Annotated in this window: 23 protein-coding genes; 8 read left to right on the forward strand and 15 right to left on the reverse strand. The window is 62.6% G+C overall.

Annotated features, from left to right (window positions below; genetic code table 11):
* The first annotated feature begins 214 nt into the window (after positions 1 to 214).
* Positions 215 to 646 carry a LexA family protein gene (locus tag ACIPV6_RS17540; RefSeq protein ID WP_400272103.1) on the forward strand — a complete coding sequence of 144 codons (432 nt, stop codon included), beginning with the start codon at positions 215 to 217 and terminating at the stop codon, positions 644 to 646.
* On the opposite strand, the gene ACIPV6_RS17545 is transcribed toward ACIPV6_RS17540, so the two are convergent.
* On the reverse strand, positions 637 to 1,653 hold the full coding sequence (locus ACIPV6_RS17545; RefSeq protein ID WP_400272104.1) for a LacI family DNA-binding transcriptional regulator: 1,017 nt from the start codon (positions 1,651 to 1,653) through the stop codon (positions 637 to 639). The two genes, ACIPV6_RS17540 and ACIPV6_RS17545, sit on opposite strands and share 10 nt — an antisense overlap.
* Before the next feature lie 138 nt (positions 1,654 to 1,791).
* On the opposite strand from ACIPV6_RS17545, the gene ACIPV6_RS17550 reads away from it, so the two are divergent.
* From ACIPV6_RS17550 to ACIPV6_RS17580, 7 genes are all read left to right on the forward strand, one after another.
* On the forward strand, positions 1,792 to 3,240 hold the full coding sequence (locus ACIPV6_RS17550) for a sugar porter family MFS transporter (protein WP_400272105.1): 1,449 nt from the start codon (positions 1,792 to 1,794) through the stop codon (positions 3,238 to 3,240).
* A gap of 317 nt (positions 3,241 to 3,557) precedes the next feature.
* The gene (locus ACIPV6_RS17555) at positions 3,558 to 3,656 is read left to right on the forward strand and encodes a potassium-transporting ATPase subunit F (RefSeq protein WP_400272106.1); all 99 of its coding nucleotides are present in this window, start codon (positions 3,558 to 3,560) and stop codon (positions 3,654 to 3,656) included.
* A gap of 6 nt (positions 3,657 to 3,662) precedes the next feature.
* Positions 3,663 to 5,330, forward strand: coding sequence for a potassium-transporting ATPase subunit KdpA (gene kdpA, locus ACIPV6_RS17560; RefSeq protein WP_400272107.1), 1,668 nt, complete (start codon positions 3,663 to 3,665; stop codon positions 5,328 to 5,330).
* Positions 5,327 to 7,453, forward strand: a complete 2,127-nt coding sequence (gene kdpB / locus ACIPV6_RS17565) for a potassium-transporting ATPase subunit KdpB (protein ID WP_400272108.1) — start codon at positions 5,327 to 5,329, stop codon at positions 7,451 to 7,453. Before kdpA ends, kdpB begins: the two co-directional genes overlap by 4 nt.
* Before the next feature lie 10 nt (positions 7,454 to 7,463).
* Positions 7,464 to 8,075 carry a potassium-transporting ATPase subunit C gene (locus tag ACIPV6_RS17570; RefSeq protein WP_400272109.1) on the forward strand — a complete coding sequence of 204 codons (612 nt, stop codon included), beginning with the start codon at positions 7,464 to 7,466 and terminating at the stop codon, positions 8,073 to 8,075.
* Between the two features lie 31 nt (positions 8,076 to 8,106).
* Positions 8,107 to 10,803, forward strand: a complete 2,697-nt coding sequence (locus ACIPV6_RS17575) for a DUF4118 domain-containing protein (RefSeq protein ID WP_400272110.1) — start codon at positions 8,107 to 8,109, stop codon at positions 10,801 to 10,803.
* Positions 10,800 to 11,477 (forward strand): response regulator, encoded by a 678-nt coding sequence (locus tag ACIPV6_RS17580; protein ID WP_400272111.1) that lies wholly within the window; start codon positions 10,800 to 10,802, stop codon positions 11,475 to 11,477. Before ACIPV6_RS17575 ends, ACIPV6_RS17580 begins: the two co-directional genes overlap by 4 nt.
* 41 nt (positions 11,478 to 11,518) lie before the next feature.
* On the opposite strand, the gene ACIPV6_RS17585 is transcribed toward ACIPV6_RS17580, so the two are convergent.
* The 14 genes from ACIPV6_RS17585 to ACIPV6_RS17650 form a co-directional block, all read right to left on the reverse strand.
* Complete coding sequence (locus ACIPV6_RS17585) at positions 11,519 to 12,568, reverse strand: sulfate/molybdate ABC transporter ATP-binding protein (protein ID WP_400272112.1); 1,050 nt, start codon at positions 12,566 to 12,568, stop codon at positions 11,519 to 11,521.
* Entirely contained in the window at positions 12,565 to 13,386 is an 822-nt protein-coding gene (locus tag ACIPV6_RS17590) for an ABC transporter permease (RefSeq protein WP_400272113.1), read from the reverse strand. Before ACIPV6_RS17590 ends, ACIPV6_RS17585 begins: the two co-directional genes overlap by 4 nt.
* 9 nt (positions 13,387 to 13,395) lie before the next feature.
* Positions 13,396 to 14,196 (reverse strand): molybdate ABC transporter substrate-binding protein, encoded by an 801-nt coding sequence (gene modA / locus ACIPV6_RS17595; RefSeq protein WP_400272114.1) that lies wholly within the window; start codon positions 14,194 to 14,196, stop codon positions 13,396 to 13,398.
* A complete protein-coding gene (locus ACIPV6_RS17600) occupies positions 14,193 to 14,603 on the reverse strand; it encodes a molybdopterin-binding protein (protein WP_400272115.1) in 411 nt (136 codons plus the stop codon). Before ACIPV6_RS17600 ends, modA begins: the two co-directional genes overlap by 4 nt.
* A gap of 80 nt (positions 14,604 to 14,683) precedes the next feature.
* Positions 14,684 to 15,190, reverse strand: coding sequence for a GNAT family N-acetyltransferase (locus ACIPV6_RS17605; protein WP_400272116.1), 507 nt, complete (start codon positions 15,188 to 15,190; stop codon positions 14,684 to 14,686).
* Between the two features lie 2 nt (positions 15,191 to 15,192).
* On the reverse strand, positions 15,193 to 16,557 hold the full coding sequence (locus ACIPV6_RS17610; protein WP_400272117.1) for an FAD-dependent oxidoreductase: 1,365 nt from the start codon (positions 16,555 to 16,557) through the stop codon (positions 15,193 to 15,195).
* Positions 16,558 to 16,568: 11 nt separating this feature from the next.
* Positions 16,569 to 16,982, reverse strand: a complete 414-nt coding sequence (locus tag ACIPV6_RS17615; RefSeq protein WP_400272118.1) for an arsenate reductase ArsC — start codon at positions 16,980 to 16,982, stop codon at positions 16,569 to 16,571.
* Positions 16,979 to 17,683: an aquaporin gene (locus tag ACIPV6_RS17620; protein ID WP_400272119.1), complete on the reverse strand. Its 705-nt coding sequence runs from the start codon at positions 17,681 to 17,683 to the stop codon at positions 16,979 to 16,981. The genes ACIPV6_RS17615 and ACIPV6_RS17620 overlap by 4 nt, the downstream gene beginning before the upstream one ends.
* Complete coding sequence (locus tag ACIPV6_RS17625) at positions 17,680 to 18,030, reverse strand: metalloregulator ArsR/SmtB family transcription factor (RefSeq protein WP_400272120.1); 351 nt, start codon at positions 18,028 to 18,030, stop codon at positions 17,680 to 17,682. Before ACIPV6_RS17625 ends, ACIPV6_RS17620 begins: the two co-directional genes overlap by 4 nt.
* 269 nt (positions 18,031 to 18,299) lie before the next feature.
* Complete coding sequence (locus tag ACIPV6_RS17630) at positions 18,300 to 19,175, reverse strand: polyprenol monophosphomannose synthase (protein ID WP_400272121.1); 876 nt, start codon at positions 19,173 to 19,175, stop codon at positions 18,300 to 18,302.
* A gap of 146 nt (positions 19,176 to 19,321) precedes the next feature.
* Complete coding sequence (locus tag ACIPV6_RS17635; protein ID WP_400272122.1) at positions 19,322 to 20,161, reverse strand: SAM-dependent methyltransferase; 840 nt, start codon at positions 20,159 to 20,161, stop codon at positions 19,322 to 19,324.
* Positions 20,162 to 20,231: 70 nt separating this feature from the next.
* On the reverse strand, positions 20,232 to 21,488 hold the full coding sequence (locus ACIPV6_RS17640; RefSeq protein ID WP_400272123.1) for an FAD-dependent oxidoreductase: 1,257 nt from the start codon (positions 21,486 to 21,488) through the stop codon (positions 20,232 to 20,234).
* Positions 21,485 to 22,612, reverse strand: a complete 1,128-nt coding sequence (locus ACIPV6_RS17645) for a terpene synthase family protein (protein WP_400272124.1) — start codon at positions 22,610 to 22,612, stop codon at positions 21,485 to 21,487. The genes ACIPV6_RS17640 and ACIPV6_RS17645 overlap by 4 nt, the downstream gene beginning before the upstream one ends.
* A gap of 57 nt (positions 22,613 to 22,669) precedes the next feature.
* Entirely contained in the window at positions 22,670 to 24,103 is a 1,434-nt protein-coding gene (locus tag ACIPV6_RS17650; protein WP_400272125.1) for a cytochrome P450, read from the reverse strand.
* Positions 24,104 to 24,111 lie beyond the last annotated feature (8 nt).

The following is a 24,111-nucleotide window of genomic DNA, read 5'->3' on the forward strand; positions in this document are numbered from 1 at the left end:
GGGCAGGGATAACAAAATCCATGACGGACCTTTCCCCGCCGATGCATCAAACTGATGCGACAGCAACCTGTCACACAACAGCCTGACACACACGGAGCTTCCCGGTGTACATGCAGCGTTGCCGCGCCCTCGAGCTCGGTCCGGCCGAAGCGCACAATGTCCGCCACCCGCTGTACACTTAAGTATCGAACATATATTCGAATAAAGGTGTGTTGTGGGCGTGATAGTCGGCCCCCGTGTGCTAGATGCGGGCTTTTCGCTTTTGTCGGTCCTGTTGGCTCCGGTCCCAGTGGCAGCTGGGTTTCCTTCGCCCGCGCAGGACTACTTCGACGGTCGGATCGACCTCAATGAGCACCTCATCAAGGACGTCACCAGCACGTTCGTCGTGCGCGTGACCGGCCAGTCCATGGAGGGTGCGGGTATCAGTGACGGCGACGAGTTGATCGTCAACCGCGCGCTGGAGCCGAAGGACGGGTCCGTCGTCGTGGCTGTCCTTGATGGCGAGTTGACCATCAAGAGGCTCCGCGTCACGAAGTCCGGGGTGGTGCTCCAGGCTGACAATCCGAAGTTTCCGGACATCCGGGTGGGAGCGTTGTCCGAGCTGACCATTTGGGGCGTGGCCACCACGTGCCTTCATCACATTTGAGGGGGCCGGGCTGTCGAGCGTCGCACCACCAGTTGTGGCATGAACCTGCGGTCCGCGGGAGGCCCGTCCGGGTTGGCGAGTCGCTGCAGGGCAACCTCGCCGGCGGCCTCTCCAAGCTTGACGGCGTGCAGGTCCACCGAGGTCAGGTCGATCCCGTGCAGCCGCGCGGTGCGGGAGTTGTCGTAGCCGATCAGCGAGAGGTCCCCGGGAATGGAGATACCCCTGGCGTAGGCGGCTTCCCGCGCTCCGAGTGCCAATTGGTCGTTGTGGCAAAAAAGTGCCGTCGGCCGGTCCGTCTGGTCCAGGATCCGGGCTGCGGCGCGTTCTCCGGAGTCCTGGGTGAAGTCGTCCGCGCATACCGTCTGCGGGACCAGGCCGGCGTCCCGCATGGTTTGCTCGTAGGCGCGTCGACGCACCAGATGGCCGTCGTAGGCAAGTCCTGCCAAGTGGGTGATCCGCGTGTGCCCAAGGCCCAGGAGGTGCTCGGTGGCCGCGCGGGCGCCATACGCATCGTCGGAATAGACGCTGTCCACGCCCTCCACCGGTCGCGTCACGCTCACCAGCGGTACGCTCCGCGCCATCTCGTGGACGTCATGATCCGGGTCCAGGAGAGTCGCGGCGATGATGATGCCCACCCGGGCCTCGATCAGCGACTCCAGCGCCCCGCGGTCCTCGCCGTCGGCAGACCGGGAAACGCTGAGGATCAACCTGTTGTGTTGCTGTGCCAAGGCTGTCCTGACGCCACTGAGGATATCGGCGTAGATCTCGTTGCGGATGTCCATGAGGTAAAGCCCGACGGCGGAACGGTGCTTCCGTGCCAGGTCGGCGGCTACGGCATTGGGCCGGTATCCGAGACGCCGCGCGGCTTCGAAGATCGCTTCCTTTGTTTCGCCGCTGACCCCTGGCGCTCCGCGGAAGGCGAAGGACACGAGGGTGCGGGACACGCCGACTTCGCGTGCAACGTCGCTCTGCGTCGCAGCCCGGCGCGGCTGGTTCTCGGATGCCATGGGGATCATCCTGCCATGAAGACAAACCGAACAATTAAGGTCATTTGTTAGTTTGACCTTACATTTAAGTCTTTCGCGCGTTAGTCTTGTGTCAGAGCGGGAGAGTATGACCCGCAACACACTGACAAAGGAGTCCTGATGTCTGCTACGCAAACTCAACGGGAGAGTGCCCATAACGCGGCCCTGCCCCCGTTGACCAACGGCCCGCACCGCAAGCGGCTGGGCCTGGTAGCTCTGGTCGCCACGTTCGGCGGCCTCCTCTTTGGTTACGACACAGGTGTGATCAATGGGGCACTCCGGCCAATGACGGTCGATCTCGCCCTGACGCCCCTGACGGAAGGAGTCGTCACCAGTTCGCTGCTGTTTGGCGCCGCGGCCGGCGCTGTGGCCGGAGGCAGGCTTTCCGACGGGTGGGGGCGCCGGAAGACCATCATCCTCCTGGCAACGCTTTTCTTCGTCGGAACCATTGCCTGCGTCTTCGCGCCAAGCTTCGAAGTCATGGTGCTGGGCCGGGTCATCCTGGGCCTGGCCGTGGGCGGCGCCTCAACCGTTGTGCCGGTCTTCCTGGCAGAACTTGCGCCCTACGAAATCCGTGGATCCCTGGCCGGACGCAACGAACTCATGATCGTCATCGGCCAACTCGCCGCCTTCGTGGTCAACGCCATCATCGGCAACATCTGGGGTGAATTCGGCGGAGTGTGGCGCATCATGCTCGCCGTCGCAGCCCTGCCGGCCATCGCCTTGTTCTTCGGCATGCTCCGGATGCCCGAATCGCCGCGTTGGCTCATCTCCAAAGGCCGCACCCGCGAGGCGCTGGCTGTCCTGAAGACCATCCGCTCTGAGGAACGCGCAGAAGCCGAGATGGCCGACGTCAAGCACCTCGCGGACGAAGAGAAGGCCTCCAAGGCAACCTCCTGGGCGGCCCTCAAGGACAAGTGGATCCTCCGCATCATCCTGGTGGGCATCGGCCTGGGCGTTGCCCAACAGCTGACGGGCATCAACTCGATCATGTACTACGGCCAGTCCGTCCTGGTGGAAGCCGGTTTCGATTCCAGCGCTGCCCTGATCGCCAACATCGCACCCGGTGTGATCGCCGTCGTCGGTGGTGTTATCGCACTGACGTTGATGCAGCGCGTCAACCGCCGCACCACGCTGCTCCTCGGCTTCACCCTGACCACCGTCTGCCACTTCCTCATTGGCATCGCCTCCATCGTCCTGCCGGTTGGCAATGCTGCCCGTCCGTTCGTGATCCTGTTCCTGGTGGTGGCCTTCGTGGGCTCCATGCAGACCTTCCTCAACATCGCCGTCTGGGTGATGCTGTCCGAGATCTTCCCGCTGCATGTCCGTGGCTTCGCCATTGGCCTCTCGGTGTTCTGCCTCTGGATCGCCAACGCCCTCCTGGGTCTCTTCTTCCCCACGCTCGTGGCCGGGGTGGGCATCACCGGCACGTTCTTCCTGTTCGGCGGGGTGGGAATCCTGGCGTTGATCTTCATCTACACGCAGGTCCCGGAAACCCGCGGCCGCACGCTCGAAGCCCTCGAAGAAGACGTCACCACCGGCGCCATCTACCTGGTCCACAAGAAGTAGCCACGCATACCCAACTGGGTCGCAGTTAAGGTCGTTCCCAGCCCTGGGAACGACCTCAACTGCGACCCAGTTGGGTGCTGGGCGTTAAGAACGCGTCAAGATCCGTCCCTGCCGCGTTAAGGAACCGTTAGGAACGGCTTCCGGCTGGTTTTGGAGGAGTTGACTTTCATCTGTCCCGCTAACGGGACCTGATGAAAGGACGTTCCAGTGGCCGAGCTGGCTGTTGTGGGGATTCTCGTGGTGTCCATGGGAATCGTGATGTGGGTTGCCCATTTATTGGGCCGGATGATCGACAAAGACGGGCCGGTGAGTGGCCGGTGACCATCGACGCTGTGATCTGGATCGGCCTGCTCGTGGCCGGACTGGCGCTCCTGGGCTACCTCGTGGCCGTCTTGGTCAATCCGGAAAAGTGGTGATCCTGGGTGATCTTCAATACCCTTGCCTTCCTTACCGAGGTTGCCGTTTTGTTGGTGGTCCTGGTCCTGCTGCATAAGCCCCTTGGCATCTACATTGAACGCGTGCTCGCCGGGACCACGTCCTCGCGCGCAGAGAAAATTTTCTATCGCCTGGCCGGAGTTGACCGCACCGCCGAGCAGGGATGGTCTGTGTACTTGCGCAGCGTCCTGGTGTTCTCGGCCGTGTCCATCCTGCTGGTGTTCCTCTTGCAGCGGTTCCAGGGCATCATCCCGGGAACGGGGCCCGCAGCCCCCGTGGATCCATGGGTGGCCATGAATACCGCGATTTCCTTCGTGACGAACACCAACTGGCAGACCTACGTACCCGAAACCACGGTGGGCATCTTCGTCCAGATGTGCCTCCTGGCGGTACAAAACTTCTTGTCCGCGGCCGTGGGCATTGTTGTGGTTGCCGCACTCATCCGTGGCATCACCCGTACCCGCACGGACAAACTCGGCAACTTCTGGGTGGATTTGGCCCGGACCACTTTCCGGCTCCTCCTGCCGCTGGCAACCATCGGTGCGGTGGTGCTGGTGCTTGGCGGCGTGGTGCAAAACTTCTGGTCCACCGATGTCAACAACGCGGCCATGGGCGTCAGCCAAACAATCCCCGGAGGTCCTGTAGCTTCGCAGGAGGCCATCAAAGTCCTGGGAACCAACGGCGGCGGCTATTTCAATGCCAACTCAGCCCACCCCTTCGAAAACCCGAACGCCTTCACCAGCCTCTTCCAGGTGTTCCTGATCCTGCTGATTCCTTCGGCCCTGCCTTACACGTATGGACGGATGGTGGGCGACCAGCGCCAGGGATTCACCGTTGCGGGCGTCATGGGCACCCTGTGGCTGGGTTCCACGCTCCTCATGGGGGCTGCGGTTGCTTCCGGGCAAGGGACCGCGACGGCGGCTGCCGGCGGCCTGGGCGAGGGCTTCGAACAGCGTCTCGGACCGGCGTCGAGCGCTTTGTTCGCTGCCTCCACCACCCTGACGTCAACGGGCGCGGTAAACGTCGCCCACGATTCTCTGCCACCCCTCGCTGGAGGTGCGGCCATGGTCAACATGATGCTCGGCGAGGTAGCCCCCGGCGGCACGGGCTCGGGACTGTACGGCATGCTCATGCTGGCCATCATCGCCGTCTTCATCGCCGGACTCATGGTGGGCCGGACGCCCGAATTCCAGGGCAAGAAGATCGGCCCACGCGAAATGAAGCTGGCGGCCCTCTACATCCTCGTCACGCCCACGCTGGTCCTGGTCCTTGCCGGAATCACCGTCCTTTTGCCCGGAATCATCGCCAACGCCCCCGCCTCGGGCCCACACCAATTCAGCGAAGTCCTGTACGCCTTCACGTCCGGCGCCAACAACAACGGCTCCGCGTTCGGTGGCATCACCAGCTCCGGCCCTTACCTGTCCACCATGCTGGGCCTGGCCATGTTGTTCGGACGTTTCCTGCCCATCGCCTTGGTCCTGGCGCTCGCCGGTTCCTTGGCGCGGCAACAACACGTGCCCGCCTCGTCGGGAACCGTACCAACGCACGGTCCGCTGTTCGGATCCCTCCTGATGGCAGTCACCGTTATCCTCACCGCGCTCAGCTATTTCCCGGCCCTGGCCCTGGGCCCCCTCGCAGAAGGACTCGTCGCATGACCAAGTCATTGACGGAAGCCGCCACGGCAACCCTTGCCGACGGCAACCCGCTGGGAACTCCCGGCGAACACAAGCACCACACCAAAGCCCCTGCCAGGCTCACGTTCACGGCAGTACGCGAGGCCCTACCCGTAGCTTTCCGGAAACTGGCCCCGCGCCAGATGCTGCATTCACCGGTCATGTTCACCGTGTGGGTGGGTGCTGCCCTCTGCACGTTGATCTGCGTGGTCCGGCCGGCGGTCTTCAGTATCGCCGTCACGCTGTGGTTGTGGCTGACCGTGCTCTTTGGCACCTTATCCGAGGCCATCGCCGAAGGACGCGGGAAGGCCCAGGCGGACAGCTTGCGCGCCAGCCGGGAAGGCGTCATGGCCAAGGTCCGTTCAGCGGACGGCACCATCAGGGAAGTTCCGGGAACCGAACTGCGGCTCAACGACACCGTTGTGTGCGAGGCCGGCGACGTCATCCCCTCGGACGGGGAGATCATCGAGGGCCTGGCGAGCGTGGACGAATCCACCATTACGGGCGAGTCGGCCCCGGTGATCCGGGAGTCCGGCGGCGACCGGTCCTCGGTGACCGGTGGAACGCGGGTCCTTTCCGATCGGATCGTGGTCCGGATCTCCGCCGATCCCGGCGAAACCTTCATTGACCGCATGATCAAACTGGTGGAGGGTGCCGTCCGGCAGAAGACACCCAACGAGATCGCCCTCCACGTTCTCCTGGTCTCCCTGACAGTGGTTTTCCTCATCGTGACCATGAGCCTTGCCCCGTTCGCCTCGCTCGCCGGGGCCACGCCGTCGCCCATTGTGCTCACAGCGTTGCTGGTGTGCCTCATCCCCACCACCATTGGCGCGTTGGTCCCGGCCATCGGCATTGCTGGCATGGACAGGCTCGTCCAGCACAATGTGCTGGCAACGTCAGGACGGGCTGTCGAGACGGCCGGTGACATCACCGCACTACTGCTGGACAAGACCGGGACCATTACGTTCGGCAACCGTCGCGCAGTGGAGTTCCACCCGGCGTCGAACGTTGGCAAGGAAGACCTGGTGGAAGCTGCCCGGCTGTCCAGCCTCGCGGATGAGACGCCGGAGGGGCGGTCCATTGTGGAACTGGCTGACGGGCGCGGAAGCAACGGCCCGGGGCTGGAAGAACTCCAGGCCGCGGACAGCGCGCTCGAGGTGGTGCAATTCAGTGCCAGCACCCGCATGAGCGGCCTTGATACAGGCGGGCGGATGCTCCGGAAAGGTGCTTCCGCCGCGGTTGCTGCTTTCGTGACTGAGGCCGGCGGCGCCGTTCCCGCTGACGTTGATGAGGCAGTGCGCCGCATCTCAGCCAGCGGCGGGACCCCGCTGCTGGTCGCCGAGAGGAACCACGACGGCGGAGCCCGGGTCCTGGGAACCGTCCACCTTGCGGATGTGGTCAAGCCCGGGATGACGGCCCGCTTTGCTGAACTGCGGAAGATGGGGATCCGCACGGTCATGATCACCGGCGATAATCCCGTGACCGCCGCAGCCATTGCCGCCGAAGCAGGCGTGGACGACTTCGTTGCCGAAGCCACTCCCGAAGACAAACTCGAGGTCATCCGCCGCGAACAGGAACATGGGCGCCTGGTGGCCATGACCGGCGACGGAACCAACGACGCCCCGGCGCTCGCCGCGGCCGACGTAGGGGTTGCCATGAACTCCGGAACGCCCGCGGCCAAGGAGGCGGCGAACATGGTGGACCTGGATTCGGATCCCACCAAGCTCATCAACATCGTGGGCATCGGCAAACAATTGCTGATCACCCGCGGAGCCCTCACCACCTTCTCCGTGGCCAACGATGTTGCCAAGTACTTCGCGATTGTCCCGGCCCTCTTCACGGCAGCGTTCCCGGGACTGGGCCTGCTCAACATTATGGGTCTGGCCACGCCGTCCTCGGCCATTCTTTCCGCGGTCATCTTCAACGCGCTGATCATCGTGGCCCTGGTCCCGCTGGCCTTGCGTGGCGTCAAGTACCGGGCTGTTTCGGCGAGCCAGGCGCTGGGCAGGAACCTCCTGGTCTATGGACTGGGCGGCCTGGTGGCACCGTTCATCGGCATCAAACTCATCGACATGCTCATCGCCCTGATCCCCGGTATGGCTTAGGAGGCCCCCTATGAATACGCTAACTGGTTACTTTCGGCAGGCAGCCACCGCCCTGCGGTTCCTGGTGTTGGCCACCGTTGTGCTCGGCGTCGCCTACCCGCTCGCCGTGTTCGGGGCGGGCCAGCTGGTGGCCCCATCCCAGGCAAACGGTTCGGTCATTCACGACGCCGGTGGCCGTCCGGCTGCCTCGGCGCTGCTGGCGCAGGTGGCCGCCACGACGGACGGCGTGCAGGATCCGGCCTGGTTCCATGCCCGGCCGTCAGCGGCCAAGTGGGACCCTGCGGGTTCCTCCGCCAGCAACCTTGGCCCGAACGAGACGAAGCTGCAGGATGCCGTTACTGCCAACAGGAACGCCGTGGCTGCGTCCGAAGGCGTGGCACCCGCCCAGGTTCCGGCCGACGCCGTGACGGCGTCGGGATCGGGCCTCGACCCGGAGATCTCCATGGACTACGCCATGATGCAGGTCCCGCGGGTGGCCCAGGCCCACGGGCTGCCCGAGGACGCCGTACGGTCCATGGTTGAGGCGCGCACGAGTTCCGGGGTGGTGGCCTTCCTGGGCCAGCCAAGCGTCAACGTCACCACGTTGAACCTCGATGTTGCCGCGGCGGCCGAAGGCAAGTAACTGATGATCCAACGAGTGAAAGAATGACGTCATGGCAAGGGGTACGCTGCGCATTTTCCTGGGGGCCGCCCCGGGCGTCGGGAAGACCTACGCCATGCTTGAGGAAGCCCACCGCCTGAAAGGCCGCGGCGAGGACGTGGTGGTGGCTTTCGCCATGGATCACGGCAGGTTGGAAACACGCGCCTTGCTGGATGGACTGGAAGTCATTCCGCCCAGGGCCATGGATTACCGGGGAACCTCCTTCGAGGAGCTCGACGTCGACGCCGTCCTGGCACGCAAGCCGCAAACCGCCGTCGTGGATGAGTACGCCCATTCGAACGTGCCCGGGAGCCGGAACCCGAAGCGGTGGCAGGACGTGGAGCAACTGCTCGACGCAGGCATAGACGTCCTGTCCACCGTCAATGTCCAGCACCTGGCATCCCTGGGAGACGTGGTCACCGCGATCACCGAGGTGAAGCAGGCCGAAACCGTGCCTGATGACGTGGTCCGGAAAGCCTCCCAGATCCATCTGGTGGACATTTCGCCGGAGCTGCTCCGGCAGCGGCTGGGCGACGGACGGATCTATGCGGCGGACAAGATCGATGCCGCCCTGTCCAACTACTTCCGCCTGGGCAACCTGACGGCGTTGCGCGAGCTGGCACTTCTATGGCTGGCGGACAGGGTGGACGAAGGCCTGGCACGCTACCGGGCCGAGAACCGCATCGAGGCAAGCTGGCCGGCCAGGGAACGGATCGTAGTGGGGCTCACCGGCGGACCCGAGGGCGAGGTCCTGATCCGGCGGGCGGCCCGCATCCTCAAGCGGGTGAACGGCGGGGACCTCCTGGCCGTTCACGTCCGGGCCTCGGACGGCCTGGCCACGGAGTCTCCCAAGGACCTGCGAACACAACGCACCCTCGTCAAGGACCTGGGAGGCAGCTACCACACTGTGACGGGGGAGGACCCGGCCACGGCCTTGCTGGATTTTGCCCGCAGCGTCAACGCCACACAGATCGTGGTGGGGGTTTCGCGGCGGAAGTCGCTGCCGGGGCGTTTGTTTGGCGGAGTGGGCAACAAGGTGGTCCGCGAGTCGGGCGACATCGATGTCCACATGGTTTCGCATCCCCTCGGGGGCCGGGGCCGGGAACGCCCGCGTCAAGGGGATCTCGGCCGGATCCGGGTTGGCATCGGATTCGCCTTGGCCGTGGTGTTGCCGGTGCTGGTGCAGGTGCTGCTGGCGGCCAGTCCCACGCACAACATCGCCACCGCCGCACTGATCCAGCTCACCGGTTCCGTGGTGGTGGCGTTGGTTGGCGGGCTCTGGCCGGCACTGCTCGGTGCGCTGTGGAGCAGCTTGCTCCTGAACTACTTCTCCGTTCCTCCGTTGGGAACCCTGACCATCAGCGATCCCCAAAACCTGCTGGCCCTGCTGGTCTTCGCCGGGGTGTCCACCGCCGTGGCCGTAGTGGTGGACCGTTCGGCACGCCGGTCCAAGGAAGCCTCGCGCGCCCGGGCAGAAGCTGAGACATTGGGCGACCTGACCCGCGGCGCCTCGACGGCCGACGATCCCGTCCAAGGACTCCTGGAACAAGCGACGGCGGTGTTCCAGGTTCGGCGGGCGGCGCTGTACACGTCGGCCGCAGACCCCAACGCCGCCGGCGAAGGTGCCGAACCCCAACGGTGGCGCCTCATCGCGGCAGCGGAATCCGGGCCTGGGGAAGCCGCGGCGGGTTCTCCCGGGCCCTCCCTTTCCGGCTTCCCGGCGGTCTCTCCTGCGGCGGATTCGGTGGAGACCGTGGAACAGATCGACGCCGACACCCGGCTGGTCCTCACGGGCCGGGCCTTGCCCGCGAGCGACAGGCGCCTCCTTGGCGCTTTCGGGGCGCATCTTGCCGCCTTGTTGGAACGCCGCCAGTTGGCCGCCAGCCGCCGGGAAGTGGTGCGCCTGGCCGAAAGCAACAGCATGCGCACATCCATCCTCCGGGCGGTTTCCCATGACCTCCGCACTCCCTTGGCCGGAATCAAGCTCGCCGTGGGTGGACTGCGGCAACCCGGCGTCAATTACACCAAGGACGAAGAGCAGGACCTGCTGGCCACCATCGACGAATGCTCGGACCGACTGGACGTCCTGGTGGGAAACCTGCTGGACATGTCCCGGATAACCTCCGACTCCGTAACCCCGCTGCTGAAGCCCGTGCGCTGGTCCGAAGTGATACCAACGTCCCTCCACGGGGTCCCCGAAGGTGCGGTGCGGGTGGACCTTCCCGCCAATATGCCGGAGGTGGAAGCGGACGCCGGGATGCTGGAACGGGTGATCGCCAACATCGTGGAAAACGCCGTCAAATACGCGCCCAACACGGACATAGTGGTGGTGGGCGCGGCCGGGGGACTGAGCACCGTGGCACTGGACGGGCGCCCGGCCGGGGAACTGCGCATCATCGACCACGGGCAGGGTGTACCGGCGGCCAACGTCCTGCAGATGTTCCAACCTTTCCAACGATTGGATGATGTACCCGCGGCCACCGGCGTTGGCCTTGGCCTGGCCGTAGCCAAGGGGTTTATCGAAGCCATGGCTGGAACACTCACTGCCGAGGAAACCCCGGGCGGTGGCTTGACCATGGTGCTCCGGCTGCCACTCTCAACCGGCTCGTTGTTCGTCCATCCCACCGGCCAGGCTCCCATGGAGGCCCAATCCGTGCTGCTCCACCGACACCACACTCCGCCGTTGCCGGCCAAGGAAGGGCTGCAGTGAACAACGTTCTGGTAGTGGATGACGACCCGCACCTGTTGCGGGCCCTCGGCATCACCCTCAAAGCCCACGGCTACACCGTGGCCACTGCTGCCGATGGCGAGTCCGCACTGCACTTGGCCGCCCAACGGCCTGTCGCCGTCGTCATTCTCGACCTCGGTTTGCCGGACATCGACGGTACCACCGTCATCACGCGGCTTCGGCAGTGGAGCAGCGTACCCATCCTGGTGCTCTCCGCCCGGCACGGTTCCAACGACAAGGTGGAGGCCCTCGATGCCGGCGCGGACGACTACATCACCAAGCCGTTTGGCCTCGATGAGCTGCTGGCCAGGCTCCGCGCCATTCTGCGGCGCAGCAACGAAACCGGCCCTGAATTCCCTGTTGTTGAAACGGGCGCGTTTACTGTGGACCTCGCCAAGAAGCGCGTCAGCAGGGAAGGGCAGGACATCAGGATGACCCCCACGGAGTGGAACATTTTGGACATCCTGGTCCGTAACCCGGACAAGCTGATCACCCAGCAGCAACTCCTCAACGAAGTGTGGGGACCTTCCTACGCCAAGGAAGGGAACTACCTCCGGGTCTACATGGCCCAGCTCCGCCGCAAGCTCGAAGCTGAGCCCGGCAATCCACGCCACCTGATCACCGAGCCTGGAATGGGGTACAGGTTCGTTCCGTGAGAAGGGTGGCGTCCTCGGCCGCCGAGCCGTCAACGGATGCGTCAGGCCGGGTAGACCGTGATCGCCGTGGCCTTGATGACGAAATAGGCCGCTGATCCTGGCGCCAGGCCGAGTTCCGCGGATGCTGCCGGTGTGACGTCTGCGGCGAGGTGGCCTGCCCGGACACGGATCAGGTCGCCGTGGGGTTCCAGGTCTGTAATGGTGACCTTGAAAGAGTTCCGGGGGCTGCCGTGCTCGGCCGTGGGGTAGATCGAGACGGCCGACGGTGGGAAGGCTGCTGCGCCCGGGTTCCCGGGCAGGGCTGCCTCGTCCAGGTGGCCTGCGATCTTGAGGCCCTCATTCGACGTCAGGCCTTCATCAGTGATGGTTCCGGTGAGCAGGTTCAGTCCGGAAAGCCCGGCGGCAAACCGGCTGCGCGGCCGCTCAAGGACTTCGCGGGTAGGGCCCTGCTCAGTGATGTGGCCGTCCTCGATCACAACCACCCGGTCCGCCAACATGAGGGCGTCCAGGACGTCGTGCGTGATGATGATTGCCTTGCGGCCTGCGAGCACGCGCTTGAGCAGGCGCCGGAGCAGCGGTGCCGCGTGGATATCCAGGGCAGCCATCGGTTCATCGAGGAGGAGCAATTCCGGGTTGGTTGCCAGCGCCCGGGCTATGGCGACGCGCTGGGCCTGCCCGCCGGAGAGCTGGCCCGGACGGCGAGTGGCGAACTCTGAGGCGTCGACTTCGGCCAGCCAATGCCGGGCCGTCTCGTGTGCGTCTTTCCGGGAGGCGCCCGACGCGCGCGGCCCAAACGCCACGTTCTCCAAGACGCTCAAATGCGGAAAGAGCAACGGCTCCTGGGCCAGGAGGGCTGTGCCGCGCTGGTGCGGTGGCGTCCAGAGGTGAGTTCCGCCGTCGAGCGTGAACAGGGGCCTCCCGCCTAACTCAGCGGAGCCCGTGTCAGGCCGGAGCAATCCGGACGTAATGCCGAGCAGCGTGGACTTTCCTGCACCGTTGGGACCCAGGACGGCCACGGTTTCAGCCGGCCCAAGGTTCAGCGAGACCTCAAAGTTGCGTGCCTTCAAGGCCGCGTTCAAGGTAAACGTCATGCCGTGGCCGCCTCGTTGACGGGCTGGGTGCGGTAGCGGCGGTAGGAAAGCCCGACGACGGCGACAGCCACCGCTACGAGGACGAGGGAGAGGGCGACGGCGGCATCGGCGTCGGTTTCGCGCTGCAGGTAAATCTCCAGGGGCAGCGTTCGGGTGACTCCCTGCAGGCTGCCGGCGAAGGTCAGGGTGGCCCCGAATTCACCAAGGCAGCGGGCGAAGGACAGGACTGCGCCCGAAGCGAGCCCGGGCAGGACGAGCGGAATGCTCACTCGACGCAACACCGTGGTGGGACGGGCACCGAGCGTAGCAGCCACGGCCTCGTATTTGGTACCCGCCGTGCGCAGGGCCCCTTCGAGGCTGACCACCAGGAAGGGCAATGCCACGAAAGTCTGCGCGAGGACCACGGCAGTGGTGGAGAAAGCGATCTGGATTCCCCCCACTTCCAGGGTCTTTCCGAGGAGGCCCTGCCTGCCAAACGTGTAGAGCAGCGCAATGCCACCCACCACGGGCGGCAGGACGAGCGGCAGCAAGACAAAAGCCCGCAGCAGGCGTTGTCCCGGAAAGCTTCCCCGGGCGAGTACCAGCGCCAGCGGCACCCCCAAAACGATGCACAACGCGGTGCTGGCGGCGGACGTACGCAGGCTCAGGCCCAGCGCGGTGAGCGAGGACTCCGAGGTGATGAGTGGGACGAACTGGGTCCAGTTGACCTTGGCCACCATGGCCACCAGCGGCAGCAGGACGAAGAGTCCCGCTGCTGCCGCGATGGCGTAGATCCACGGTGGTATGCCGGTGTACCCGGTTCTACGGCGTGATGGCATCCGTGCAGTCTACGGGGTGCCGAAGCCTGCGTCGGTGAGGACCTTCCTGCCCTCGCCGCTGGTCACGGCTGCGATGAAGGCCTTGGCCAGGTCCTTGTTCCTGCTGGCCCCCACCGTTGCGATCGGGTAGGTGTTGACGGCCTTGTCCGATTCGGGGAACGGGATGCCCTTCACCTTGTCGCCAGCGGTCTTGACGTCCGTGACGTAGACCAGGCCGGCGTCGGCCTCCTGGGTGGTGACCTTGCCCAGGACATCGGTGACGGAGGACTCTTCACTGACCGGTGTCAGCGTAGTGCCCGTAGCCTTTTCGATGGTCTCAGTCGCTGAGCCGCAGGGGACCTGGGGGGCACAGACGACTACTTTGACGCCGGACTTGGCGAGGTCCGCGAACCCTGCGATGTTGGCGGGGTTCGACGGCGGGACGGCGATTTCCAGAACGTTCGTGGCGAAGTTGGTGGCAGATCCGTCGACCTGCTTCGCGTCCGAGAGCTTGGTCATGTTCTTGGTGTCGGCGGAGGCGAAGACATCGGCCGGTGCGCCTTGGGTGATCTGGGTGACCAGGTCCGAGGAACCGGCAAAGTTCAACGTGACCTTGGTGCCCGGGTTGGCGGCCTCGAAGTCCGAGGCGATTTTGGTGAAGGTGGACTTCAGCGACGCTGCGGCGAAGACGGTCACGGTGCCGGAGGGCTTGGTGCTTTCGGAAGCTGTGCTGCTGGAGGCCGGTGTGGCGTTGCCGCCGCAGCCTGCAAGACCGGCGGCGAGCGCGCCTGCAGCCACCAGGGTGGTGATGGTCTTGGGGGCGATCCTCATATGATGCTCTTTCCTTGGGGCGTTTCGATGATGACTGTGGTGGCCTTGACCACGGCGGTGGCCACTGAGCCAAGTTCCAGCCCGAGTTCCCGGACGGCTTCGCTGCTCATGAGGGATACGACCCGGAAGGGGCCGCACTGAAGCTCCACCTGCGCCATGACCTTGTCGGCCGTAATTCCCGTTACGAGTCCGACGAAGCGGTTGCGGGCGGAACGGCCGATGTGGGTGGGGTCGTCGGGCAGTTGCGCCTGTTCGCGTGCCAGGCGTGCGAGTTCGAGTCCGTCCACTGCCAAACGGCCCGAGCCGTCCTTGAAGGGAGTGAGCGTTCCGTTTTCGGTCCATCGCCGTACGGTGTCGTCGCTGACGCCCAGGAAGCGCGCTGCTTCAGAGACTCGTATTTTGGCCATGGATCGAGTGTAGATCCTTGAATGCGGAATTTTTTAGTCGATAGCTCCGCAAATCCGAATGTGACCGAAGAATGATCCCCTCAGGTGCCGCTTCGGCGTTCGAGCAAGACGGTGTCCCGCCAGGTTCCTGCGGCGGGTCCGTATCCCATAAATCCGATCCGCTTACGGGTCCCGACGACGGCGAAACCGTGCCGCTGATGCAGCACGATGGAGGCGGTGTTTTCGGGGAAGACGGTGGATTGGATGGTCCAAACTCCCGCGCTTTCGCAGTGCCGGACGAACACCGAGAGTAGTTGGCCTCCGTAGCCCCGTCCATGGGTGCCCTGCGCGATGTAGATGGAGTGCTCGATGACTCCGCGGTACACAGGCCGGGAGGACACGGCCGAGCCCGCGGCCCAGCCCACCACGAGACCGCTTTCTTCGGCGACGAGGCGCAGGTCCGGGCGGCGGCTTGCGTCGAACTCCTCCCAGCTGGGTGGGTTGGGTTCGAACGTCGCGTGCCCGGTGGCTATGCCGTCGCTCCAGATGGCCGCCACGGCGGGCCAGTCGCCGTGGACCATGGGCCGGATCGACAGTCTCGACTCCATGGTCAAGGGATGGCCGGTTCGCCGGTGCGTCCGTGCTGGAGTCCCGTAGCGAAGCCGATGGTCACAGGTACGGGTTCCGGGCTTCCGCAGCAGGCATCCGCAGCATCGCTGGTGTCAGTTGGCAGGCTGGTGGAGCAGACGCCGGTTTCGGGGAGTTCGAGCTCCAGCGCGTCCGCCGCGGCAGTATCGCCGGCGAGCGCTGCAGCGATTGACCGTACCTGCTCGTAGCCGGTGGCCATGAGGAAGGTGGGTGCTCGTCCGTAGGACTTCATCCCGGCAAGGTAGAAGTCTTTCTCCGGTTGGGCGAGGATTCTGGCTCCGTGGGGAGGGACGGTGCCGCAGCTGTGGAAGTCGGGGTCAATCAGTGGGCCCAGGGCCTTTGGCGCGTCAACGGCTGGGTCGAGGTCCAGTCGCAGCTCGGACAGGATGGAGAGGTCCGGGCGGAAGCCGGTAGCCGCAATGACCCGGTGGACGGTAAGTGCACGCCCGTCCGCCGAGTGGACGGTCACGCCGTCGTCGGCTGTTTCGATGCGGTCCGTGCGGAAGCCGGTCAGGAGCTGGACGGAGCCGGTCTCGACGGCGGTGCGCAGCCGGGTGCCGAGCTGGCCGCGGGCGGGCAGTTCGTCGGCGTTCCCGCCGCCGTACGCACGGGCAGGGGTAGCCGCGCGGATGGCCCAGAGGACTTCCGTGCGTGGGTTGGTGCGGCTCAGCCGGGCCAAGTCCAGGACCATGTTCGCGGCAGAGTGGCCTGAACCAACCACCAGGGTACGGTGGCCTGCGAACCCGGGAACCGTGACATCGGGCAGGGGAGCAGTGACCACTCCGGTGGCCCGGGCCTCGGACTCTCCGGGAACAGCCCAGCCTGAAGATCCCAACGGAGCGGGCGAATCCCATGTCCCGGAGGCGTCGATCACGGCCCTCGCACGGATTTCGGTGAGTTCGCCGCTGTTGAGCTTCACCTGCAGGAGGAACGGGGTTTCCTCCCTGCCCCGGCTGCGGCCCTTGTCCATTCCGTCGCGGGTCACTGCGATGACCCGTGCTCCGGTCCGGATCCTGTGCTGCAATTCGGCTGTAGCGGCCAGTGGCTCCAAGTACTGCGACACGATCTCATGGCCGTAGGGGAGCGCGGTGGGACGCGGGGCCTCCCAGCCGGCGGCCTCAAGCAGGCGCACGGCTGCCGGGTCGAGGTTGTATTTCCAAGTGGAGAACAACCGGATGTGCCCCCAGTCCCGGATGGCGGAACCGACGCCTGGTCCCGCTTCCAGGACCAGGGGTTCCAGCCCCCGTTCGAGCAAGTGTGCGGCGGCAGCCAAGCCGACAGGCCCGGCGCCGATCACCGCGACGGGCAGGGTTTCCAGAGCGGTCATGGCTGTCTCCCCTAAATTCCGGCTGCGGGAGCCAGCGAGGTGATCAACGCCTCAACCCGGCCCTTGATTTCGTCGCGGATTGGACGGACGGATTCGACGCCCTTTCCGGCAGGGTCTTCGAGGACCCAGTCCTCGTAGCGTTTGCCGGGGAAGTAGGGGCATTCGTCGCCGCAGCCCATGGTGATGACGACGTCGGAATCCTGGACGGCCGCGGTGGTGAGGACTTTCGGGATCTCGGCCGACATGTCGATGCCCACCTCGGCCATGGCCTCGACGGCGGCCGGGTTGACCTGCTCGGCGGGCTGCGAGCCGGCAGAACGGACCTCAATGGCCCCTCCGGAAAGGGTGGTGAGGTAGGCGGCGGCCATTTGGGAGCGGCCGGCATTGTGGACGCAGACGAACAGGACAGAGGGCTTGTTGCTCACGTGAGCACCTTTCGGTCAGCCGCGATATCCGCGGAAGCGCTGGGAACGGGGTAGAGGAAGCGAATCAGGGCAAACCCAAGAACGCCGGCGGCGAGTTGGGCCAGGATGAATCCCGGGGCGGAGGCCGGGGCGATCCCGGAGAAAGTATCCGTGATGGTCCGGGCGATCGTGACTGCAGGATTGGCGAAGCTGGTGGAGGAGGTGAACCAGTAGGCGGCTGCGATGTACCCGCCGACGGCGAACGCCACCCGGTCCGCCCTGCCGGAGCGAACCGTTCCGAAGACAATGACCAGTAGCCCGGCGGTAGCGATCACTTCAGCGAGCCAAAGACCCGGACCGGAGCGTTCGTGCGTCGATAAGGAGGCCGCGGGCAGGCCGAACATCAGGTTCGCTGTGACCGTCCCAGCCAAACCACCAAGAACCTGTGCCGAGGCCAGCACGGCCGCAGTCGGGGTGTCAATCATCCCCAAGGCACGTTCGACGAACGTGACCACGGGATTGAACGATGCCGAAACCGGCTGGAGCGCCAGGATCAGCGCGACGAGGGCGGCGCCGGTGGCGAGGCTGTTCTGCAAAAGCTGCAGTCCGACGTCGTTCGGTGACAGTCGGGATGCCATCACGCCCGACCCGACCACGGCCATCTCCAGAAACGCGGTGCCGAGGAACTCAGCCGCGGTGCGCCTGCCCAGCACCTTCGTCACGCGGCCTGCCCGCCGATCAGGGCTGCCAAGTTCTGCAATGCCTCGGTCCGCGCCTTGTAGTAAACCCACACGCCGCGCTTCTCGCGATCCAGCAAGCCCGCCTCGTGCAGCACTTTCAGGTGGTGGCTGATGGTGGGCTGCGACAACTCAAAGGCATCGTTGAGGTCGCACACGCACGCCTCGCCGCCCTCGTGGGAGGCAACGAGGGACATCAGCCGCAACCGAACCGGGTCGGCCAGCGCCTTCAATAGCGGAGCGACTCCCTCGGCTTCGCCCTCCGACAGGGGCTCCCTGGCAAGGGGTGAGCAGCAGGCGACCGCTTGAACAGGGGTCAGTTCCAAAGACATAGACACACGTAAATATTTACATTCATCTATGTTTGAGGCAAGACCGGACCCCCACGCGGCTCGGCCCGGGTGGAATGTCATTGCCGGTATCAGGGGAGGGCGCGGCATTGTGCTCGACACCGGCCTTCCGGTGAACGGTATGGCGCGGAGAATCGTGCGTACCATATGATGGCTGTGCATGCTGACGGTACCGGTCGGGATATCCGCGAATCGCTGAATAGGCGCTATTGAAGACGTATTTATTCTCCTGGCGCATCTTCTGATAAAACCTACCGCCGCCGCCAAGAGCGGCCGCATCTCCCGCGGCACTGTTGCCGTCGGAAACCGAGCGTTCGACGCTGTCTGCATGCAGCGCAGTATCGTTTGGAAAGCCGTAGCGCTTCGTCGCCCGATTCGATTCCTTGTGGTGTCCGGGACCGGAGTGTTAGGAGGAGCCGCCACGGAGTACGGGCGGATTCCATTTGTTCCAGAAGATTCATCTTGGATGAACCCGCGGTACGTTCTTCGAATCGAATGGGCACCTCTGCAATCTCGATTCCCTGAAGCGTGGTCCGATAGTTCATTTCGACTTGAAATGAGTAGCCATTACTTCCAATAGTTGAGATATCAATTTTCTGGAGAGTGGTGGCCTTCCATGCTTTGAAGCCGGCGGTGGCGTCCTTAACCTTTAGTGAGAGGATGGACCGAACGTAGAAGTTTGCCCAGGTTGAGAGCGCCTTGCGGTGCCAAGGCCATTCTGACGCGGTGGTACCGCCCGGAACGTAGCGTGAGCCTATAACCAAGCCCACTTTACTTGTCTTAAGCCGTTCGATCATTGTGGGGATCACAGAAACAGGGTGTGACAAATCAGCATCCATTTGTATGACGATTTCTGCTTTTTCAGTCAGGGCTTTCATCATTCCAGCCACATAAGCACGACCCAGCCCATTCTTTTCAGTTCGATGAAGAACGGAAAGCTTGCCATTTGACTTCTGTGCCAAGTTGTCTGCAACATTGCCTGTTCCGTCGGGAGAGCTGTCGTCAACAACCAAAATGTAGAAATTTGAGAGTCCGAGGCTTGCTAGCTGGTTAACAAGTACTGGCAGGTTCTCTTTTTCGTTGTACGTGGGTACGACGACTGTGATCTTGGGGCTGGAAGGGGTCACAATGAGACTCCGTTTTCGTAAATTTTCTGGCAGACCAGTTTAGTGCATTGAGCAGAGACCATGAATTACAGTGGCCAAGTGTACTACTGCAAATTTTGCGTATCTTGTATAGATGGCGCGGTGCTGATGTGGGTGACCGGGCTGGTTCAGCAGGGTCCTCTTCCGCGACTGGCCACCATGAGCATGTTTGTAGGCAGGCGTGCTTTGTAGCACGCTTCGAAGACCAATTTGCACTCTTCGATAACTTTGGCGTCATAGACGTCCTTGAGTTCCATCGCCTGACGATTGAGGGATTGGATTGTGTGAATTTGGTGTCGACTGGTTTCTTCCGTGATGTCACGGAATTTCAATGGCAGAAGGTTTGCGTCCATCATTACAGCGACGTAGTCGTCAAGTTTCATGAACGGGCTCTGAAACGCTAACTTCCTGTAGCCTTCGACCACTTTGCGTTCATGCGCAGTCGGGGTTGCGATCTCGATGCGGTCGGTTAGAGCCAGCTTTCCACCTGGACGCAGAATGTGGCTGATGTTGCGGAAGACCCTGGCCCGGTTGGGCATATGCACCAATGACTCTATGGCGATTACCGAGTCGAAAGTGGAGGCTGCGTAAGGCAGCTCTTCGGCGTCGACCACCTCAAACGTCACTCGATCTGCGACACCAGCTTCTCTAGCCGCCTTGTTGGCAGCCTCAATCAATTTGGGACTCGTTGCAATTCCAACAATCTCGACATCCACACCTTGAGCGATGCGTATCGCTGGTGCACCGAGACCACATCCAACGTCGAGGATTCGGTGGCCCGGCTCAGCGGCCAAGTGCTCGGCGACGATATCCGTCATTCGAATGGTGGCCTGTTGCATGGTGCTCGTGTCGTTGGGTGAGTCCCAGTATCCGACGTGGACGTTTGTATCCAGGCGACTGAACATTGGTATCGCGTTGTCGTAGAAATCGGCCACGGCCTTCTTCTCGGGAACATAGACCGAAGTCATACGGATCTCTCCTAAAGTCTTGATTGTGGGGCGGTCAGCATATGAGTGTGAGGCTGCTATCAAGGGTGACCTAGGTCCATTCGACACCGAGCTGTTTTGCGGCCTGCGCGCCTGAGGAACATCCAGCTTCATGGAAGCCATTGCCGAGGTACGCCCCCGCGTAGGCCAGAACAGCGTCGGATAGATCTCGAACCCTATACTGCGCCTCTATGCTTTCGGGAGTGAATAATGGAACCTCATAGACCTCGCGTACAAGCACTTTCGAAGGATTTATGGGGTCGATGGGATTAAACGTCTTTAGATAGCGGACGTCGGTCTCCAGATGGAGTGCCTTGGTTACGTCCACATGACAATTACCGAAAGGAGACGTCTCGGCAGCACAAGCGAGCCGTATCATGAGCCCTCCGTGACAGTCTTTTCCGGGCAGCACGCTTTCGTCGGTATGAAGAACGACTTCGACTTTCGTGAACTCAAAGGCTCCAAGAAAGGACCGTTCTTCGTCGCTCGGGTTGTCAAGCATGCGAAGGGCTTCGAGGGGATTTACGGCTATAACGACTTTGCCGAAACTGTGGGTTGTTCCGGTAGCATCCAGAATTTCAACACCTTCGCTCACTCGACGGATCGAGCGGACTGGGGTTGCCAGTCGAACGTCAGATAACGTTTTGGCGAGCAGAGAAACGTAACTTTGGCTGCCGCCCTTAATAGTCTTCCACGAGCCTTGAACGTCAGGCCTTGACAAGGGTTCCAGAGAATCACGGAGGAACTGGATGGGCATGCGGTCGAGATCCCGTGAACTCAGGAGAAACCACGGGCCAATCCGTGGATAGAGGAAATGATGGGTAAAGTACCTGGAGTAGTCGTTCTCTCGTAGGAACTGTCCGGTTGTCCTGGCCAGATCCGGCTCGCTGGGCAGTTCGCCCAGCTCACGCCCGAACCGGCTCATGTCCGCGGCGAAGTTGCGCCAGTCCTCGTCGCGGACATCCTGCGGCTTAGTTGGCAGTCCTCCAATACCCAAGGTGTCCCCGTCAAGGTGTTTGAACTGGCAGGTGCCGCAGACGGCGTCGGTGGATTGCACCGCAGGATTGCTTTCAATGCCCAGTTCAGAAAACAGCCTCACCAGATTTGGGTAGGAGACTTCATTGAATCCAACAAACCCGAGGTCTATTGGAAATGGGGTGACTTCAGACCGGGTGTCAGCGTTGCCTCCGAGACGGGACTTCGCCTCGAAGACGGTGACATCGTACATTCGTGCAAGAAGATGAGCGGCAGTCAGTCCGGATACTCCAGCTCCTACAACGGCAACCCGCTGCTCTTGGCGTGTGTTCATGCTCGCAGCAGCCCGCTTTCGACTGAGGCGTCAGCGACCACGGGCACGTCAGGAAAGAATGTGTGTGTGGCAGTCAGTCGAACATCGCCAGCGAGTACGCCATTCCATACGAACCCGTCACCGTGGTAGCGCGGTGCCATATACGACCAGCGTTGGTTCGCTGCACCTATGTGTTGGAAGGTTTCCAGAATTTTGAGCAACCCAGGCACCTGGGCCAGGGGACTGTCTTGAATGTCTTCGAAATAGCGGACCGCGTCGTCCTGGCACTGGTCGATCATTCTTGCTACCCTGTCCAGCGCTTCCTGCAAGGTAAGCCCCTCTGTTCTGCGCAGGACGCAGATAGCGTTGTTATGGTCGCCACGTGCACATTCAGCCCTGAATGACAAAAGGTCATTTGGCAAGTACCAGTGATCCATGACACTCCGCCAGTAGCGTTGGACGAGTTCGTCGCCTACGATTTCGGGCGACAGGTCCACGCCCAGCACATATTCAGTGACAACGTGGAAAAACAACGTTGCCGAACTACCCCCTACCGATCTCAAGTCCATGTAACTTTCCAGATCCGTGACCTTTTGCTCCAAAAGCTCGGAGGCCTCGGTACCAATGGTGACTGTGCTGTAGTAGCGGAATGCTCCCACCAACTTTTCAAACATGGCCGGAGTGGACTTGGCCCGGAACCGGGAAATCAGGTCATAGATGCTCTCCATGGCCCACGGCATCTCGGGAGGAACTCCGCCGGCGAGCATGGTCTGAAGATCGCCAAGATACTTCTTGATTGCAGCCTGACGGGTGCTGTCGGAGTTATTGGGGTCGGTCCTGAGGACGGCGACGTCGTTGTCGTGAATGAACAGCCAGTCCGTGAGATCACAGATGTCCAGAACCTTTTCAGCATCTAGATCGTAGTAGGACATACAAACGAACAGTGCGCTGAGATTGTCCTTGAGTATCTTGTTTGCCAGGACCTCGTCGTTGGGCAGGAGTTGGCGTCGCACCCAATCTTCGTGCCGTCCAAGGATTTGGTAGTAATCCGGATGCAGTCCACAGCTGAACCGTTGGGTTATCGGAGGAAATGAAACGGTTGTGTTGGGCTCCAGGCCAGGGCACTCCGGCAGGGCATTGCTCATGATTTAGTCCTAAGGGAAAATGTGAAGAAGAGTGTTTGATTCGAACAGGACGGGCCGTCAGGGTTGTGGCGTGTCGTGGTTATGCGGGCAACGTGGGATGTTTTCGTCTCGGTGATCACTCAAATGGAGTGGAACCGATCGGACACGCTTCTGGACCCTTAGATGCAGTTTCTTTGGTTCCAGGACCGCCCGTCCTCCTCGTGGCCGCACTACGGCTCCAGGCGGTTTGGCCAGATTCCACTCTCTCGTTATGGTCGCCAGCGCTGTGATGATTTCGAAGAGTGCAAAGTCGTTGCCAATGCACTGATGCACGCCGGCGCCGAACGGAACGTACGAGCCGCGTGGACGTTTGGCGACTTCTTCAGGGAGCCAGCGATTGGGATCGAATCGCTTTGGGTCGGGGTACAGACGGGGGTCGTGGTGAATCGCATAGGGGCTGAAGAAGACAAGCGTGCCCTCAGAGATAAAGTGATCACCCAAGGTTGTGTCTTCGGTAGTGACCCGCGGGAGCAGCCACGCCGGCGGGTAGAGACGAAGCACTTCACTTACGACTCTGCCTGTATAAGTGAGACGGGGGACGGTATCGGCTGTCACCGGCCCATCAGCAAGAATTGCGACGACCTCGTCATGAATGCGCTGCCCGACTTCCGGACGTTCGCTCACCAGGTGGAGCGCCCAGGCCAATGTAGTAGCCACGGTCGCGCTACCGGCGGAGAACAGTGTCACCACCTCGTCCCGCAGTTGCCTGTCCGTCAAGGCATTCCCGTGTTCATCCCGAGCAGAAAGCAGCTCAGTCAGGAAGTGCTGTGAGTCGGCGTTGTGGGCCTGATGATCAGCAATGACGTGATCGGCAATTGAATGGAGCACTTGCTGGGCGTGGGAAAAGTCCCGGGACTCGAGAGTTGGCACCCGATGCATCCATGCGGGCATAAGACTGCGCCAGCCAATGCCGCGGGACGCCGTAGCAACTGAGCGCACGATCTGTTCAGTCATCTCGTCGGTAAAGCCACCCTGGTAAAGACTCTTGCCTATGACGGTAACCGTTAGTTTCGACAGATCGTTCCACACGTCTACCGTTTGGTCCGTCTGCCAAGTCTCAATCATCTTGACGGTGGCCTCGCGCATGGCGGAGTGATACCCGGGGATTCGGGACTTTCGGAAGGATGGTTGCATTAGGCGGCGCTGTTGACGGTGGTAAGGCCCCTCGCTCACGGCGAGTCCATTTCCTACAAATCGACTGCTCGTCTCATATAGCGGGCCGGATTTGATGAAGTCTTTTGTACGAGCGACCAGAAGTTCACGGACAAGGGTTGGGTCATTTACTATCTGCCCGTTCTTGTTACCCAGTTTTATGGAAGTTACCGCACCTAGGTCTCGCTGTGTTTCCAGAAATTTTTGGGGGCGGACTGCAAAACTAAGCGCGTGTCCAAAGAAGGGAATCCTTCCAGGGACGGGTCGTTCTTGAAGAGCTGCAGGTGGCGATGCTGTCATGAAACTTC

It is taken from the genome of Paenarthrobacter sp. NPDC089988 (genome assembly GCF_044748465.1).
Lineage (GTDB): Bacteria > Actinomycetota > Actinomycetes > Actinomycetales > Micrococcaceae > Arthrobacter.